The sequence below is a fragment of the Mesorhizobium sp. CNPSo 4689 genome (assembly GCF_057784325.1).
This window is the reverse complement of sequence record NZ_JBWLUZ010000039.1, coordinates 23,556-39,307: the sequence shown is the minus strand read 5'-3', so window position 1 is coordinate 39,307 and position 15,752 is coordinate 23,556. Positions and strand designations below refer to the sequence as shown.

The window sequence follows — 15,752 nt, the reverse complement described above, 5'->3', positions numbered from 1 at the left end:
GCCCTGCCCACCCTTGAGCAGCTTTGCCCGTGCCAGGTGCTCGCGCGCGATCTTTGCTGCCTGGGCTAGCGAGTTCTTCGCCATGTCCTGCAGGCGCAGGCCGCCGAGCGGCAGCGTGATGCCGTCGCCGATCGCCTCGCCATTGATGTCGATCAGCTCCAGGCTGCCGCCGCCAAGGTCGCCGGCAACGCCATTGGCCGGATGGAAGCCGCAGATGACGCCAAGTGCGGAATAATGCGCCTCCTGGCGGCCGGAGAGCACCCGGATCTCGGTTTTCAGCACGTCCTCGGCGCGGTGGATGAAGTCGGGGCCGTTCACCGCCTCGCGGGCGGCGGCGGTCGCCAGCACATACATGTGCTCGGCGCCGGCCTGGTTCGACAGCGCGCGAAAGCGGCGGAACTCCTCCATCGAGCGGGTGACCGCCTCGGGGTCGAGCTTGCCGGTCGAAACGATGCCGCGGCCGAGGCCGGCCAGCATCTTTTCGTTGAACAGCAAGGTCGGCGAGCGCGCCAGCCCCTCATAGACGACAAGACGGATCGAGTTCGATCCGATGTCGATGATGGACAGCGGTCGGCGATCCTGGAGCCGGCCCTGGGATGTTGAAATCATCCGCCGGTCGCTGCGTTCTTCTTGCGGCGCTTGAACTGTGCGATGCGCTTGGGCGCGTGCGACTTCAGCGCGTCACCCCGTCCGGAAAGGCTCGGATTGGTCATGAAATATTCCTGCGCGTTGAACGGTTCCTCGCCCTCCTCTAGCACGACGCGCCGGGAGGTTCCGTCAGCCAATACGTCGAAACTTTGCTGGTTGTCCATGATGTTGCCCAGCATGATCTGGCCAAGCACCTGTTCATGCACAGTTGGATTGGTGATCGGCACCATGGTCTCGACGCGGCGGTCGAGATTGCGCGGCATCAGGTCGGCCGAGGAGATGTAGAGGATCGCCCCGTCCGAGGGCAGGCCATGGCCGTTGCCAAAGCAGTAGATGCGGCTGTGTTCGAGGAAGCGGCCGACGATCGATTTTACCCTGATGTTCTCGGACAGGCCGGGCACCTGCGGCCGCAGGCAGCAGATGCCGCGCACGACCAGATCGATCTCCACGCCGGCACGGCTGGCGTCGTAGAGCGCGTCGATGATGATCGGGTCGACGAGCGAATTCATCTTCATCCAGATGCGGGCCGGACGGCCCTCCAGCGCATGCTGAACCTCGTCCGAGATGTGCTTCAGGATGCGCTTGCGCAGCGTGAAGGGCGAGATCGCCAGCCGCATCTCCTCGGCGGGTTCGGCATAGCCGGTGATGAAATTGAACAGCTGGGCGACGTCGCGGGCGATCGTCGGGTCGGTGGTGAAGAAGGACAGGTCGGTGTAGATGCGCGCGGTGACCGGGTGGTAGTTGCCGGTGCCGAGATGCACGTAGTTGCGCAGCTTGCCGTCCTCGCGCCGCACCACCAGCGACATTTTCGCGTGGGTCTTCAGCTCGAGGAAGCCGAACACCACCTGGACGCCGGCGCGCTCGAGATCGCGGGCCCAGCGGATATTGGCTTCCTCGTCGAAGCGCGCCTTCAGCTCGACAAGTGCGGTCACCGACTTGCCGGCCTCGGCGGCATCGACCAGCGCGCGCACGATCGGGCTGTCGTTGGAGGTGCGGTAGAGCGTCTGCTTGATCGCCACCACTTCCGGATCGGCCATCGCCTGGCGCAGGAACTGCACCACCACGTCGAAGGATTCGTAAGGGTGGTGGACGACGATATCCTTCTCACGGATGGCGGCGAAACAGTCGCCGCCATGTTCGCGGATGCGCTCGGGAAAGCGCGGATTGTAGGGCATGAATTTGAGGTCATCGCGGGCGACGGCGACAATCTCCGAGATCTGGCTGAGCGCCAGCGGACCGGTCAAGACGCTGATGCGGCTCGACGAGACGCCAAGTTCGCCGGCGACGAAGTCGCGCAACTCCGGCGGCATCAGCATGTCGAACTCGATGCGGATGACCGAGCCGCGGCGGCGGCGCTTCAGCGCCGTCTCGAACAGGCGCACCAGATCCTCGGACTCCTCCTCGACCTCGATATCGCTGTCTCGGATGATGCGGAACGTGCCGGAGCCCTTGACCTCATAGCCGGGGAACAGCTTGCCAATATAGAGACCGACCGCCTCTTCCAGCGGGATGAAACGGACATGGTTCTTGCGGTCCGGCAGGCGGATGAAGCGCTTCAGCGCCACCGGCAGGCGCAGCAGCGCGCTCATCTCCTCGCCATTCTTGCGGTGGCGCAATTGCAGCGCCATCGAGAAGCCGAGATTGGGTATGAACGGGAACGGGTGCGCCGGGTCGATCGATAGCGGGGTGAGCACCGGAAACACCTGGTCCTGGAAATGCTCTTCCAGCCAGGTCCTCTCGTCCTTGGTCAGCCCATCGCGGGTGATGCTCTCGATGCCTTCCTTGTTGAGCAAGAGCATAAGCGCCGAAAGGCTATTCTGCTGGTCCTCCTGCAGGCGCTCGACCTCGCGCAGCAGTTGTTCCAGCTGCTGCTCAGGCGTGCGGCCGTCAGGGCTCTTCAGCGCGATGCCCTCGCGCACCTGACCGGCAAGGCCGGCGACGCGGACCATGAAGAACTCGTCGAGATTGGCGGCCGAGATCGACAGGAAGCGGACCCGCTCGAGCAGCGGATGATGCGCGTTCAGCGATTCCTCGAGGACGCGCCGGTTGAACTGCAGCCAGGAGAACTCGCGGTTGACGAAACGATCCGGGTTGCCGCTCTGGGGGCTGGCCTTTTCCACGGTGGTGAATTCGCTCTGTACCGGCTTCAGTTCGTTCATTGTTCCTGCTCTTCCCGTGCCAGGTTCCGCCTGGCCGCAAAATGCTCAAGCCGGTTAACCGGCTTAACTTATCCTCTGACAGGCTTTTGCGACAGTTTCATTTCATCGATCTTGCAAACAGACGGGTTATGATCCAGATGCAGACGAGACCGAGTTAAGGAGACGACGATGGCAGGCGGTTCCATTCCCCATTTCCAGAACGATGCGGGTCATCCGGCGATCGACATCGGGGTCCGGGAATTCATGTGCACCGGCGCCAACCCGCCCTTCGACCATCCGCATGTGTTCCTCGACATGGGCGACGACAATGAAAAGGTCTGCCCCTATTGCTCGACGCTCTATCGCTATTCGCCAAAGCTGAAGGCAACGGAAACGCAGCCCGCCGGCTGCCTCTATATCGACCAGGCCGCCTGATCCTCTCGCCACCATGAGCGACGCGCGGTCCCGGCAAATTGTCATCGCCGGGGCTGGCATCGCCGGGCTGACCGCAGCCTTTGCCTTTGCTGAACGCGGCTATCCGGTAAAACTGTTCGAACAAGCCCAGCAGCTCGAAGCGACCGGCGCCGGCATCCAGCTTTCCCCCAACGCAACACGCATCCTGCGCCAACTCGGCGTGCTTGACCGGCTCTCGCCGCACGCGGTGCGGCCGGAAGCGGTCGTGCTGAAGGATGCCGCGACGCTACGCGAACTGGCCCGCATACCGCTCGGGCAGGCAGCCGAAAGCCGCTGGGGTGCCCCCTACCTCGTCGCCCATCGCGCCGACCTGCAAGCCGCGCTGACGGCGCAGGTGGCGGAACGGCCGGGGATCGTGCTCGTCACCGGCGCCCGCGTCAGCGACGTCGCCACCGGACCGCACGGCATCGCCGTGACGGCCCAGGCCGACGGCAAGACAGTCGACGCCGAAGGATCGCTGCTGGTCGGCGCCGACGGCGTCTGGTCGCAGGTTCGGGAGCGGTTCCCGGACCACAAGGCGATTTCCCGTAAAAGCCGGTTTTCGGGCGAACTGGCCTGGCGCGCCACGGTGCCGGCCGACAGTGTCGCCGGAAAGGCCTTTGCCGCAGTGGGCGCAACGAACTCAGTCACCACCTTCCTGCATCCCGGTTTCCACCTGGTCGCCTATCCGGTCAGCCGCGGTACTGCCTTCAACCTCGCCGCCTTCACCAAAGGCGAGCGCATCGCCGAGGCGTGGTCGGGCCATGCCGATCCCCGCATCCTCACCGAGGCCATGCACGGCACCGCGCCCGCACTTGCCCGCCTGGCCGAGGAAGCCGGCCCGTGGATGGCCTGGCCGATCCATACGGTCGACCCGAAGCAGCCTTGGACGGCGCCGGACGGCATCGCGCTGATCGGCGACGCCGCGCATGCGATGACACCCTTCGCGGCGCAGGGCGCGGCGATGGCGATCGAGGACGCCGCGACACTGGCCGACCTCATGGCCGCCTCCCCTGCCGACCTGGCCGGAAGTCTTCAAATCTGGGAAGGCCTGCGACGGTCGCGCGTCGCCAAGGCCGCACGTCGCGGCGCCGTCAACCGCCTTGCCTGGCACGCTGCTGGCCCGGTGGCGTTGGCGCGCAACCTGTTCCTGAAGATGCGGGCGCCGGAGAAACTCGCCGCTGATTTGGACTGGCTCTATGGGTGGGAAGCGCCGGAAGCTAGTGTGTGAGGGTTCATTCTTGACGTAGTGGGATTTTGTAACTACATTTTTGTAGGATGCGAGGTAGGGATTGCGATTTGAGTGGGACCTCGAAAAGGCAAAATCCAACTTGCGCAAGCATGGCGTAAGCTTCGAATTGGCCACTCGTGTTTTTCTCGACCCTCTGGCGTTGACAGTTCAGGACCGGGTGGAGGGAGCCGAATACCGGTGGCAGACCATCGGCGTTGTCGATGGGACATTTGTGCTGTTGGTCGCACATGCAGACCGGGAGGAAGATGGGATCGAGGTGATCCGCATCATTTCGGCCCGACAAGCGACACCTTCGGAGAAAAGACACTATGGGCAAAATCGTGCGACATGAACTGGACCCGGCAAATCCGCCTCCTCTAACTGAGGCTCAGAAAGCGGAGATCGCGGCTTTGAAGGCGCGGCCGGAGGACGATGTTGATACAAGCGACATTCCCGAGTTGACTGAAGAGTTCTGGCAGAACGCCGTCCGAAATCCGTATTTCAAGCCGATCAAGCAACAACTGACGCTTCGTCTCGATTCCGATCTCGTTGCCTGGTTCAAAAGGCGCGCACCGGATGGTCGCGGCTATCAAAGTGCGATCAACAAGGCGCTACGCGACTATGTAACGAAACAGGACCGCAAGACCGGCTAATCCGCCGAGCCATCATCAATTGTAAAACCGCATCGATAGCCCCAGCGAGGCTGGCAGCGGGTTCCACCAGCCGGTGCGCAGGCCGGCGGTGCGCAAGGCTGCCGCCGTCCAGGTGTTGCAGCCGACCAGCGCGTTGAAATGGCCGTTGGCCTCGTAGAATCGATCGAAGCGGGAATAGGCGGCATTCTCGACGACGACCGGGCCGTTCGGCCCCTGCTGGAAGCTCGCCGCGATGAAATCGAGCAGCGCGGAAAAACGCTCCTCGCCGATGTCGAAGCCGGCGACGTCAGGATGCGGCTCGACGATGGCGCCAGCGACATCGACATGCATCACCGCGGCGTCCAGCGTCAGCGCCTTGAGCACCGGCACCGCCTTCAGCTGGGACCAGGTCGGCGTCTCCAGATAGAAGGCGCGGCCGCCCCAACCGAAGACGATGTAGCGCACCTCCGGAGCGTCGGCCGGAATGCCGGCATCGGCCAGGAAACGGAAGCGCTGGCGCACATCGTCGTCGACCGGAATGGCGATATCGGTGTGGATCGGGTTGTTCAGCACCAATATGTGGCGCGTGCCGGCGGGCGCGGCGGCGGCCGCTCTCCACAGCGGCCGCGGCACCAGCGTGCCAAGCGCGGCGGAAAGCACAACCGCGGCAACCAACATGGCCAGAAAGCGCAGGAGTTTTCTCATCAGGCTCTGCAGTCCCGTCGCGTTTCAACGCAGGCGATCATTACCTGACCGCCAAAACGCAAAAAGCCCGGCCGCGATGCGGCCGGGCCCTCTCGATCTGTGTCGGATCGGTCAGTGCAGGATCTGCGACAGGAACAGTTTCGTGCGCTCATGGCGCGGATGGTCGAAGAACTCGGCCGGCGTGTTCTGCTCGACGATCTGGCCCTGGTCCATGAAGATCACCCGGTTGGCGACCTTGCGGGCAAAGCCCATCTCGTGGGTGACGCACAGCATGGTCATGCCTTCTTCGGCCAAGCCCACCATCGTCTCCAGCACTTCCTTGATCATCTCCGGATCGAGCGCCGAGGTCGGCTCGTCGAACAGCATGATGCGCGGGTTCATGCACAGCGAGCGCGCGATCGCCACGCGCTGCTGCTGGCCGCCGGAAAGCTGGCCCGGATATTTGTGGGCCTGTTCCGGGATCTTGACGCGCTTGAGGAAGTGCATGGCGATTTCCTCGGCCTGCTTCTTCGGCGTCTTGCGCACCCAGATCGGCGCCAGCGTGCAGTTTTCCAGGATGGTCAGGTGCGGGAACAGGTTGAAATGCTGGAACACCATACCGACCTCGCGGCGCACCTCGTCGATCTTCTTGAGATCGTTGGTGAGTTCCTTGCCGTCGACGATGATCTTGCCCTTCTGGTGCTCCTCCAGCCGGTTGATGCAGCGGATCATGGTCGACTTGCCGGAGCCGGACGGACCGCAGATGACGATGCGCTCGCCGCGCATCACCTTGAGGTTGATGTCCTTCAGCACATGGAATTCGCCGTACCATTTGTGCATGCCGATGATGTCGATGGCGACATCGGTGGTCGAGATATGCATCTTGGCGGCGTTGACCTTGATTTCTTCCGCGCTGACGGCGTTTTCAGTGGCCATGGCAATTCCCCTTTTTTGTTCTTAGCGTTTGTGGCCGGTGTCGAGCCGGCGTTCCGTGAACATTGAATAGCGCGACATGCCGAAGCAGAACAGCCAGAAGACGAAGGCAGCGAAGATCAGGCCGGACCTGGCCGTCTGCGGCGTTGCCCAGTTGGCATCGGAGAAGTTCAGCTTGACGACGCCGAGCAGGTCGAACATGCCGATAATGTAGACAAGGCTGGTGTCCTTGAACATGCCGATGAAGGTGTTGACGATACCGGGAATGACCAGCTTCAGCGCCTGCGGCAACACGATCAGGCCCATCTTCTGCCAGTAACCGAGGCCGAGCGAATCGGCACCCTCATACTGGCCCTTGGGGATGGCTTGCAGGCCGCCGCGCACCACTTCGGCCATGTAGGCAGCGGCGAACAGCGACACACCGATCAGCGCGCGCAGGAGCTTGTCGAAGGTGACGCCGGCCGGCAGGAACAGCGGCAGCATGACGCTGGCCATGAACAGAACGGTGATCAGCGGGATGCCGCGCACGGTCTCGATGAAGACCACGCACAGCGCCTTGACGATCGGCATCTTCGAGCGCCTGCCGAGCGCCAGCACGATGCCGATCGGCAGCGACGCGGCAATGCCGACGAAGGACAGGCTGAGCGTCACCAGCAGGCCGCCCCACAGCGGAGTTTCGACATGCGGCAGGCCGAACATGCCGCCGACCAGCAGGATGAAGGCAAGGATCGGCATCGCCAGGAAGAACAGAATGGCGTTCAACCCCTTGCGCGGTACCTTCGGGATGAGCAGCGGCACCAGCAACACCACGAACAGGATGGCGACCAGGATCGGCCGCCAGCGCTCCTCGATCGGATAGCGGCCGAACATGAACTGGCCGAACTTGGCATTGACGAAGGCCCAGCAGGCACCGGACCAGCCGTCCGGCTGGATGCCGCCCTGCGCCACCGTGGCACAGAATGTGCGGTCAGCGCCGGTCCACTGTGCGTTGAGGAAGGCCCAGTTGATGACTTGCGGTAGGATCATCACCACCAGCGCGATGCCGATGATGGTCAGGATGGCATCGCCAACCGAACCGATCAGGTTCTTGCGCACCCAGGCGCCAGGACCGCGCACGCCGGCTGGCGCCTGCTGCGCCAATGCCATTTCGGTGCGAACCCAGGAGGTGTCGTGTTCCTGCATGGCCCTACCTCTCCACCAGCGCCATTCTGGCGTTGACCACGTTCATGACCGCCGAGGTCAGCAGGCTGAGCACGAGATAGACAACCATCATGATCAGCACGCATTCGATCGCCTGGCCGGTCTGGTTCAGCACGGTGCCGGCTGTCGCCGTCAAATCGGGATAGCCGATGGCGATGGCCAGCGAGGAGTTCTTGGTCAGGTTGAGATACTGGCTGGTCAGCGGCGGGATGATGATGCGCATCGCCTGTGGAACGACGACCAGCCGCAGGATCGATCCCGGCCGCAAGCCGAGCGCTCCGGCTGCCTCGGTCTGGCCCTTGCTGACGCCCACAATGCCGGCGCGCACGATCTCGGCAATAAAGGCCGCCGTATAGCAGGACAGCGCCAGATAGAGCGACAGGAACTCCGGCTTGACCTGGAAGCCACCGGTCAGGTTGAAGGTCGATTGCTTCGGAAAATCAAACGTCAGCGGGAAGCCGCTCAGCGCGTAGGCGAGCAGCGGCAGGCCGACGATCAGCGCCAGCGATGTCCAGAACACCGGGAATTGCTGGCCGGTGGCCATTTGCCGCTGACGCGCCTTGCGGGCGACGAACCACGCCATGGCAATGCCGACAAGCAAAGCGACGAAGATCAACCAGGAGCCGTCGCCCCAGACGGCGCGCGGAAAATAGAAACCGCGCTGGTTGAGGAAGGAGCCGAAAGGCAGGTTGATGCTCTCGCGCGGTATGGGAAGCACGGCAAGCACGCCGGAATACCAGAAGAAGATGACCAGCAGCGGCGGTATGTTGCGGAAGATTTCGACATAGACCATGCAGATCTTGCGGATCAGCCAGTTGCGCGACAGCCGGCCGATGCCGAGGATGAAGCCGATGAGGGTCGCGGTGACGATACCGGCGCCGGCAACAATAAGGGTATTGATGAAGCCGACGACGATGGCGCGGCCATAGGTCGAATCCGACGAATAAGCGATCGCGGTGTCAGAAATGTCGAAGCCGGCGCGCCCCCTGAGGAAGCCGAACCCCGATGCAATGTGAAGCCGCGCCAGATTGTCGACGGTGTTTTGGACAATCCACCAGACGCCCGCCCCCAGCAAGACGACAACCAAGACCTGGAAGAATATGCTGCGGACCTTTGGATCATTTACGAAGGAAGCCCGACTTGGCTCCTCGCGAAGAATTTCCTGCGATGCCATGCGACCGTCCCCTGGAAAGAGAAACCGGAAGGCAGAGGATCTGCCTCCCGGATCACATTTCGATCAGCGGATCGGCGGAGCGTATTGCAGGCCGCCCTTGGTCCACAGCGCGTTGATGCCGCGCGCGATCTTGAGCGGGCTGCCCGAGCCGACATTGCGCTCGAACATTTCGCCGTAATTGCCCACTGCCTTGACTATATTCACGACCCAGTCGTTGGAGACGCCGAGATCGGTGCCGATCTTGGTGTCGGCCTCCTGGCCGAGCACGCGCTTGATCTCGGGATTGTCGGAGGCCTTCATCTCCTCGACATTGGCCTTGGTGATGCCGAGTTCCTCTGCCTGCAGGAGCGCGAAATAGGTCCACTTGACGATGTGGTACCACTGATCGTCGCCCTGGCGCACGGCCGGTCCGAGCGGCTCCTTGGAGATGATCTCGGGCAGCACGACATGGTCGGCGGGTGCGCCGAGCGTCAGGCGGATGCCATAGAGGCCCGACTGGTCGGTGGTGTAGACGTCGCAACGGCCGGCGTCATAGGCGGCGTTGACCTCTTCCAGCTTCTCGAAGACGACCGGGTTGTACTCCATCTTGTTCGACTTGAAATAGTCGGCAAGGTTGAGCTCGGTGGTGGTGCCGCTCTGCACGCAGACGGCGGCACCCGAAAGCTGCAGCGCCGAATTCACGCCCGGCAGCTTCTTGGCGTTGATCATGAAACCCTGGCCGTCATAATAGGTGACGCCGATGAAGTTCAGGCCGAGTGCGGTGTCGCGATTGATGGTCCAGGTGGTGTTGCGCGACAGGATGTCGACTTCGCCCGACTGCAGCGCGGTGAAGCGTTCCTTGGCGCTGAGCGGCGTGAACTTGACCTTGGTGCCATCACCGAAGACAGCCCCGGCGACGGCGCGGCAGAAGTCCGCGTCGATGCCTTGCCAGTCACCCTTGTCGTCGGGTGCCGAGAAGCCGGCAAGGCCGGTCGACACGCCGCACTGGATGAAGCCCTTTTGCTTGACGGTGTCGAGCGTGCCGGCCGAAGCGGCCGATGCCGTCAATCCAAGCGCGGCGGCGCCGAGAAGGCCGATTGCAATGTGTTTCATAACCCACAGACCCTTTTCTCTGTTTTTCAGGCAAACCCTGATCTTTTTCCCGTGTGAACGCAGCTCCCATTCCGGCCCACTACCGGAACCCCGCATCGCAACCGACGCGCTGCCTCCCATTCACGAAGTGCATCGAAGGCGATTATTCCTGTGAGGTCAAGGGAAATGACCGAATTCGAATGCGTTTGAAAACCAATTGCCGGAAATGCCTGAATTGCAGACAAGGCCGCCCGCAAATTGGTCAGCACCGCATACAAAGCCGGCAAAGTCCGATCCACGCAAGTCCGCGCCGCAGCAGCGAAATCCGAGGTCTGGATTTGCTTTGCGTCGCTGGCTTGATCACGCGTCGAACTGGAGGGCGGGAAACGGCTGCTCAAAGCGCTCGAACGAGCAGCCACGCACCGGTTGCCGCCATCAGCGCGCCGGAGATGCGCGGAATCAATTGCCCGGTGGGCATGGTCTTTTCGAGAAGAACGAGGATTGCGATGCCGGCAATCCACAGGACGTTCATGACACCGCCGACGAAGAGGAGCGCCATCAGCGCCCAGCAGCAGCCGAGGCAATAGGCGCCGTGCTCGACGCCGAGCCGAAGCGCGCCAAGCGGACAGGAGCGAAAACCGCCATGGCTGCTCAGGAACGCGATCGGCGCCTGGCATTGCCGCAGGCAGACGCCCTTGATCGGCGTCCATTGATAGATGCCGGCAGCGATGAGAATCACGCCGCCGAAAACCGCACTGTTGGCGGCCATCATCGGGCTGAGCAATGCGAGGCGAGCAAGCAGCCACTGCGCGCCGGTCGCGGCAACGCTGAAGGCAATCCAGACGAGGAGGTAGCCGGTAAAGAACCATGCCGTCGAGGCGATCGGGCGGCCGCCGGCTTTGGCCTTGCGGCCGACGCCGGCGTAAAGCAGCAGCATCGGCGCAACCGACGGCGTCATCATGCCGACCATCATCACGGCCCACATGGTGAAGATGAAGGCGAAGTCGGCCGGCGCCCAGGCGCGGAAACCCGGTGCTGCCGTTGTGCCCATATCCATACCCGACATATCCATGCCCGGCATGTCCATGCCGGCCATGTCGCCGCCCGCGGCCGGCGCAGTCGCGGCAGGCATGGCCATGTCGGCAGCAAGCCACAAGACATAGGCCCAGGCGAGCCCGGCGATCAGGACGAGCGCGACCGCCACGACCGCACGGTCGCGCCGCAGCACCGCCTCCAGGGCTGTGTCGCTCATCGGGTCAGATCAATGCACGATGCCGCTTTGCGAGAGATGCAAATTGGCGAAATGGCTGTGGGAATCAGCCAATTCGAATTTGATCGGGCCGGAAGTCTTGGTCCAGCCGCGCCCGACCTCGGCGAGCGCATATTCGAAACCGTGCGTGAGATCGATGCGCGCCCGATGCTCGTTGCCGGTGACGGGATTCTTGATCGGTTCGCCATGGCCCTTGGTCACGCCGGGCACGTCCAGACGAGCCGTTCGGGCATCGATGTCGACCTCGAAGTCTATTGCCGCGAAGATCGGATCGTGGACTGTCTCCAGCGTGGTCGAAAAGACCTGGAATATGGTCGCGCCGGGTTCGGTGTCCTCACCGCTGAGAATGCGAAGCAGCGCTCCGCGCTGCGCCTCGGTCGCCCGCTCGTCGATGACCACCGCCGCCTCGCCCTTGCCGTGGTGGATCGCGCCGGGCCAGCGGAATATCCCGGCAAAGCGCAAGCCATCAGCTTGGTGTCGCCGTGATAGCCGCTTTCGATTTCCACGCCGACCACAGCCCGGCAGAACCCGTGCGTCGGCAGGGCGTTGAACTGGCAGGGGCAGCCATAGGCGCAGTTGCAGTTGACGAATTCGCGCGCCTTGATCATCCATTTGACGTCAGCCATGACATTCCTCCCCTGTTGTTGCGCTCATGCTCTGTGAGCGCGATATCCGGATTGGGGACCAGGAATGTAACCGGCTAGTCCGTCCGGCCGCTCTGATCGGGCAATCCGGCGATAAATATTAGAATTCAAGTTTATGCCCTTCGCGGCCACCGACAATAGGCCGATCGGCGGAGACCGGATAGCAGCCGGCGAGGCACTGACCAACACGCTGCCGGAATCCCGCGGGAGACCTCACCGCTTTTGCCGCAGTGAATTGGCATATCCGAAGACTGCCGGCTGGCGGGTCTCGGCCGGTTGCGCCGCCGGTGCCGCCGCACTATGGCTAGCGCCCTCCCCACGTGACCAAGGACGGCAAGAACAATGGCGAAAGACGGCAGCGAAATGGGCATCAACACGCGGCTTGCCCATTCGGGCAACAATCCGCGCGACTATTTCGGCTTCGTCAATCCGCCTGTCGTGCATGCCTCGACGGTGCTTTATCCCGATGCGGCCTCGATGGCGGCGCGCAGCCAGAAATACACCTATGGCACGCGCGGCACGCCGACCACCGACGCGCTGGCTCTGGCCGTCGACGCGCTGGAAGGCTCGGCCGGCACGATCGTCGTGCCGTCAGGATTGGCGGCCGTGACGATACCGCTGCTCACCTTTGTCTCGGCGGGCGATCACCTCTTGATCGTCGATTCCGTCTATCATCCGACGCGCAATTTCGCCGACACGATGCTGAAGCGGCTGGGCGTCGAGGTCGAGTATTACGATCCGCATGTCGGCGCCGGCATCGCGGCGCTGATCAAGCCAAACACAAAAGTGGTGTTCACGGAATCGCCCGCCTCCAACACGTTCGAGGTGCAGGACATACCGGCGATCGCCAAGGCGGCGCGCGCGGCCGGCGCCATCGTCATGATGGACAATACCTGGGCGACGCCTCTGTATTTCAAGCCGCTCGACCATGGCGTCGACATCTCGATCCATGCGGCGACCAAATACCCGGCCGGTCATTCCGACGTGCTGCTCGGTACCGTCTCGGCCAACGAGGCGTGTTGGAAACAGCTCTATGAAGGTTTCTGCACGCTGGGCTGCTGTTCCGGACCGGACGACGTCTATCAGGTGCTGCGCGGCCTGCGCACCATGGGGGTCAGGCTGGAGCATCACCAGAAAAGCGCGCTTGCCATCGCCGCCTGGCTGGAGGGCCAACCAGGCGTAGCGCGCGTGCTGCATCCGGCGCTTCCCAGCCATCCCGACTACGCTCTGTGGAAGCGCGACTTTTGCGGCTCGAGCGGCATCTTCTCCGTCGTGCTCAAAGGCGGCGGACAGAGGCAGCAGCACGCCTTCCTCGACGCGCTCAAAATCTTCGGCCTCGGCTATTCCTGGGGCGGCTATGAGAGCCTTGCGGTGCCGGTCTTCCTCGGCGACCGCATGATCGCCAAAGGTCCTTATGACGGGCCGCTGATCCGGCTGCAGATCGGGCTCGAGGATGTCGAGGACCTCAAGGCCGATATTCTGCGCGGGCTGGAGGCGGCGGCCGCCATCTGATCCCGACACTTGCCACGATGAATCGGAAAACCGGCGCAACATCCTGAAGCAATGGTTGGAGGGCTGTCGTAAGACGGCCCATGTCGCAAAGCCGGGGTTGGCGGACCTTGCGCAATGTTATTTCCGTAATCTGCGATTTTTCGGATTGATTTGGCTTCCAACTTGGCCTGCCAGGCACCATTGCGGGCACTTCGAGCAGTGCCGCACCCTTTCCAGAGCTTGCCATGGCCTTTCGCCTCTTTGTTCCCATTCTCGCCGGCGCGACGCTGCGCGAACGTCTCATCGCCTGTATCGGCGCGACGATCGGCATTGCGCTGACGGGCGCGATCGGCGGCCTGGTGCTCGGCAACGGCCCCCATGTGCCGCTGCTGGTGGCGCCGATGGGCGCTTCCGCCGTGCTGTTGTTCGCCGTGCCGGCAAGCCCGCTGGCGCAGCCCTGGTCGATCATTGGCGGCAACACCATTTCGGCGCTGGTCGGTGTGATCGTGGCGCATTTCATCCATGAACCGGCGCTTGCCACCGGCATTGCGGTGGCGCTGGCCATCGCCGCCATGTCGTTCGCACGCTGCCTGCACCCGCCGGGCGGGGCCGCCGCCCTGACCGCCGTGTTCGGCGGACCGGCGGTCACCGCCGCCGGTTTCCTGTTTCCCTTCGTTCCGGTGGCGCTGAACTCGATCGTGCTGGTGGCGCTCGGCTACGGCTTCCACAGGCTGTCGCGGCGCAGCTATCCGCATGTCCCGGCCCCTGCCCCGAAAAGCGCGCATGGGACAATCGATCCGCCGCCCCAGGAGCGTGTCGGCTTTCGGCCCGAAGACATCGATGCCGCGCTGGGGGCGCTGCACGAGACCTTCGACATCGACCGCAACGACCTCGAACGGCTGCTGCGGCAGGTCGAATTGCAGGCGATGGTTCGAACGCACCGGACCTTGCTCTGCGAGGACATCATGTCGCGCGACGTCGTCTCGGTGCATGAGGATGACACCGCCGATCAGGCGCGCCAGCAGCTCCTCGACCACAACATCCGCACCTTGCCGGTTGTCAACGCCGAGGCAAGGCTGGTCGGCGCTGTCGGCCTGCGCGAACTGACAAAGGCCACCGATACGGTGAAGGACGTGATGTCGAAGGCCGGTACCGCTTCGCCCGACACGCCGGCGATGAGCCTGCTTCCCGTGCTGACCGACGGGCGCAGCCATGCCGCGGTCATCGTCGACGGCGAGCGGCATATTCTCGGCCTGATCACCCAGACCGACCTGCTGGCGGCGGCCGCGCGGGTGCAGACCACAGACAAGGCGCTGGCCGTGGCTGTAGGATAGCCTTCCGCGAGTGGAAAAGGCCGGGAACCTTTTGCCGGCAGGCGCATCCAATGTCCTGGTCAAGCATTGGAGATTGGGGCGAGATGAGGAAACTTGCAGTGCCAGCGGTCGCAGCTTCCGCACCTGACGTCCTATGCAGCGACATGCAGCTGGTGCTCCGCGCGCTGGCCCGAGAACCGGATGCGTTCCGCGCCATCATCAAGACGCATAACCAGAAGCTCTACCGCATCGCACGCGGCGTGGTGCGCAACGATTCCGAGGCGGAGGACATTGTCCAGGAGGCCTATGTCAGCGCCTTCGCCAATCTTGGTGCGTTTCGCGGCGAATCCTCCTTGGCCACCTGGCTGTCGCGCATCGTCATCAACGAGGCGCTTGGGCGCCTGCGCAAACGGCGGCGTACCGTGGCGATGCCTGAAAACCCGGAAGCGCAGATCATCCGGTTTCCCCTCAACCCAAGCGACGATCCGGAGCGGACGATGGCGCAGCGGCAGATCCTCGGTCTGGTCGAACGGGCGACCGACAGCCTGCCCGATGTCTATCGCACCGTGTTCGTCGGCCGCGTCATCGAGGGACTGAGCATCGAGGAGACCGCCGACCTACTCGGCGTGCGGCCCGAGACCGTCAAGACTAGGCTGCACCGGGCGCGTGCTTTGGTGCGCAAGGCGCTGGACGACGAGATCGGCCCGGTGCTGCTAGACGCCTTCCCCTTCGCCGGCCGACGCTGCGAGCGGCTGACCGAGGCGGTGATGAGAAGGCTCGGCCTGGAAGGCTGAGCTTCGCCGTTTTCTCGGGAACGTTTCTCCCCTATCCGCATCCAATGGCCGTCAACCCAGATGAAGCCCACTGCCT

General features: G+C 63.4%; 15 protein-coding genes and 1 pseudogene. 7 read left to right on the top strand and 9 right to left on the bottom strand.

Annotated features, from left to right (window positions below):
* Both AC04SI_RS29040 and AC04SI_RS29035 read right to left on the bottom strand, forming a co-directional pair.
* On the bottom strand, positions 1–609 hold a 609-nt coding region (locus AC04SI_RS29040), incomplete at its 3' end, for a Ppx/GppA phosphatase family protein (protein WP_488475361.1).
* Positions 606–2,807, bottom strand: a complete 2,202-nt coding sequence (locus tag AC04SI_RS29035) for an RNA degradosome polyphosphate kinase (RefSeq protein ID WP_404283193.1) — start codon at positions 2,805–2,807, stop codon at positions 606–608. The genes AC04SI_RS29035 and AC04SI_RS29040, both read right to left, overlap by 4 nt.
* A gap of 168 nt (positions 2,808–2,975) precedes the next feature.
* On the opposite strand from AC04SI_RS29035, the gene AC04SI_RS29030 reads away from it, so the two are divergent.
* The 4 genes from AC04SI_RS29030 (at position 2,976) to AC04SI_RS29015 (ending at position 5,123) form a co-directional block, all read left to right on the top strand.
* Positions 2,976–3,221, top strand: coding sequence for a zinc-finger domain-containing protein (locus tag AC04SI_RS29030; protein WP_006200489.1), 246 nt, complete (start codon positions 2,976–2,978; stop codon positions 3,219–3,221).
* 13 nt (positions 3,222–3,234) lie between these two features.
* Positions 3,235–4,470: an FAD-dependent monooxygenase gene (locus AC04SI_RS29025; protein ID WP_404283195.1), complete on the top strand. Its 1,236-nt coding sequence runs from the start codon at positions 3,235–3,237 to the stop codon at positions 4,468–4,470.
* Between the two features lie 61 nt (positions 4,471–4,531).
* On the top strand, positions 4,532–4,822 hold the full coding sequence (locus AC04SI_RS29020; RefSeq protein WP_404283196.1) for a BrnT family toxin: 291 nt from the start codon (positions 4,532–4,534) through the stop codon (positions 4,820–4,822).
* Positions 4,800–5,123: a BrnA antitoxin family protein gene (locus tag AC04SI_RS29015; protein ID WP_404283198.1), complete on the top strand. Its 324-nt coding sequence runs from the start codon at positions 4,800–4,802 to the stop codon at positions 5,121–5,123. The genes AC04SI_RS29020 and AC04SI_RS29015 overlap by 23 nt, the downstream gene beginning before the upstream one ends.
* A 15-nt stretch (positions 5,124–5,138) precedes the next feature.
* On the opposite strand, the gene AC04SI_RS29010 is transcribed toward AC04SI_RS29015, so the two are convergent.
* The 7 genes and pseudogenes from AC04SI_RS29010 to AC04SI_RS28980 form a co-directional block, all read right to left on the bottom strand.
* Complete coding sequence (locus AC04SI_RS29010; RefSeq protein WP_404283199.1) at positions 5,139–5,807, bottom strand: TIGR02117 family protein; 669 nt, start codon at positions 5,805–5,807, stop codon at positions 5,139–5,141.
* Between the two features lie 111 nt (positions 5,808–5,918).
* Positions 5,919–6,668, bottom strand: a complete 750-nt coding sequence (locus AC04SI_RS29005) for an amino acid ABC transporter ATP-binding protein (protein ID WP_192180127.1) — start codon at positions 6,666–6,668, stop codon at positions 5,919–5,921.
* A gap of 75 nt (positions 6,669–6,743) precedes the next feature.
* Complete coding sequence (locus AC04SI_RS29000; RefSeq protein ID WP_404283200.1) at positions 6,744–7,901, bottom strand: amino acid ABC transporter permease; 1,158 nt, start codon at positions 7,899–7,901, stop codon at positions 6,744–6,746.
* A gap of 4 nt (positions 7,902–7,905) precedes the next feature.
* On the bottom strand, positions 7,906–9,093 hold the full coding sequence (locus AC04SI_RS28995) for an amino acid ABC transporter permease (RefSeq protein ID WP_404283201.1): 1,188 nt from the start codon (positions 9,091–9,093) through the stop codon (positions 7,906–7,908).
* Between the two features lie 63 nt (positions 9,094–9,156).
* The gene (locus AC04SI_RS28990; protein WP_404283203.1) at positions 9,157–10,185 is read right to left on the bottom strand and encodes an amino acid ABC transporter substrate-binding protein; all 1,029 of its coding nucleotides are present in this window, start codon (positions 10,183–10,185) and stop codon (positions 9,157–9,159) included.
* Positions 10,186–10,558: 373 nt separating this feature from the next.
* Positions 10,559–11,416 (bottom strand): DUF2182 domain-containing protein, encoded by an 858-nt coding sequence (locus tag AC04SI_RS28985; protein WP_404283204.1) that lies wholly within the window; start codon positions 11,414–11,416, stop codon positions 10,559–10,561.
* Between the two features lie 9 nt (positions 11,417–11,425).
* Positions 11,426–12,060: pseudogene (locus AC04SI_RS28980) on the bottom strand (DUF1326 domain-containing protein).
* Between the two features lie 360 nt (positions 12,061–12,420).
* On the opposite strand from AC04SI_RS28980, the gene AC04SI_RS28975 reads away from it, so the two are divergent.
* The 3 genes from AC04SI_RS28975 to AC04SI_RS28965 all read left to right on the top strand — a co-directional run bounded on the left by AC04SI_RS28975 (position 12,421) and on the right by AC04SI_RS28965 (position 15,676).
* On the top strand, positions 12,421–13,590 hold the full coding sequence (locus tag AC04SI_RS28975; RefSeq protein WP_404283208.1) for a cystathionine beta-lyase: 1,170 nt from the start codon (positions 12,421–12,423) through the stop codon (positions 13,588–13,590).
* Positions 13,591–13,814: 224 nt separating this feature from the next.
* Positions 13,815–14,903: an HPP family protein gene (locus tag AC04SI_RS28970; RefSeq protein ID WP_404283210.1), complete on the top strand. Its 1,089-nt coding sequence runs from the start codon at positions 13,815–13,817 to the stop codon at positions 14,901–14,903.
* Positions 14,904–14,986: 83 nt separating this feature from the next.
* Positions 14,987–15,676 carry an RNA polymerase sigma factor gene (locus tag AC04SI_RS28965; RefSeq protein ID WP_404283212.1) on the top strand — a complete coding sequence of 230 codons (690 nt, stop codon included), beginning with the start codon at positions 14,987–14,989 and terminating at the stop codon, positions 15,674–15,676.
* Positions 15,677–15,752: the final 76 nt, after the last annotated feature.

Excerpts from the sequence above, each read along its gene's own strand:
- AC04SI_RS29000 (WP_404283200.1), bottom strand. The coding sequence starts at position 7,901 with ATGCAGGAACACGACACCTCCTGGGTTCGCACCGAAATGGCATTGGCG.
- AC04SI_RS29010 (WP_404283199.1), bottom strand. The coding sequence starts at position 5,807 with ATGAGAAAACTCCTGCGCTTTCTGGCCATGTTGGTTGCCGCGGTTGTG.
- AC04SI_RS28985 (WP_404283204.1), bottom strand. The coding sequence starts at position 11,416 with ATGAGCGACACAGCCCTGGAGGCGGTGCTGCGGCGCGACCGTGCGGTC.
- AC04SI_RS29015 (WP_404283198.1), top strand. The coding sequence starts at position 4,800 with ATGGGCAAAATCGTGCGACATGAACTGGACCCGGCAAATCCGCCTCCT.
- AC04SI_RS28975 (WP_404283208.1), top strand. The coding sequence starts at position 12,421 with ATGGCGAAAGACGGCAGCGAAATGGGCATCAACACGCGGCTTGCCCAT.
- AC04SI_RS29035 (WP_404283193.1), bottom strand. The coding sequence starts at position 2,807 with ATGAACGAACTGAAGCCGGTACAGAGCGAATTCACCACCGTGGAAAAG.
- AC04SI_RS29005 (WP_192180127.1), bottom strand. The coding sequence starts at position 6,668 with ATGCATATCTCGACCACCGATGTCGCCATCGACATCATCGGCATGCAC.
- AC04SI_RS29025 (WP_404283195.1), top strand. The coding sequence starts at position 3,235 with ATGAGCGACGCGCGGTCCCGGCAAATTGTCATCGCCGGGGCTGGCATC.
- AC04SI_RS28995 (WP_404283201.1), bottom strand. The coding sequence starts at position 9,093 with ATGGCATCGCAGGAAATTCTTCGCGAGGAGCCAAGTCGGGCTTCCTTC.
- AC04SI_RS28990 (WP_404283203.1), bottom strand. The coding sequence starts at position 10,185 with ATGAAACACATTGCAATCGGCCTTCTCGGCGCCGCCGCGCTTGGATTG.
- AC04SI_RS28965 (WP_404283212.1), top strand. The coding sequence starts at position 14,987 with ATGAGGAAACTTGCAGTGCCAGCGGTCGCAGCTTCCGCACCTGACGTC.
- AC04SI_RS29030 (WP_006200489.1), top strand. The coding sequence starts at position 2,976 with ATGGCAGGCGGTTCCATTCCCCATTTCCAGAACGATGCGGGTCATCCG.
- AC04SI_RS28970 (WP_404283210.1), top strand. The coding sequence starts at position 13,815 with ATGGCCTTTCGCCTCTTTGTTCCCATTCTCGCCGGCGCGACGCTGCGC.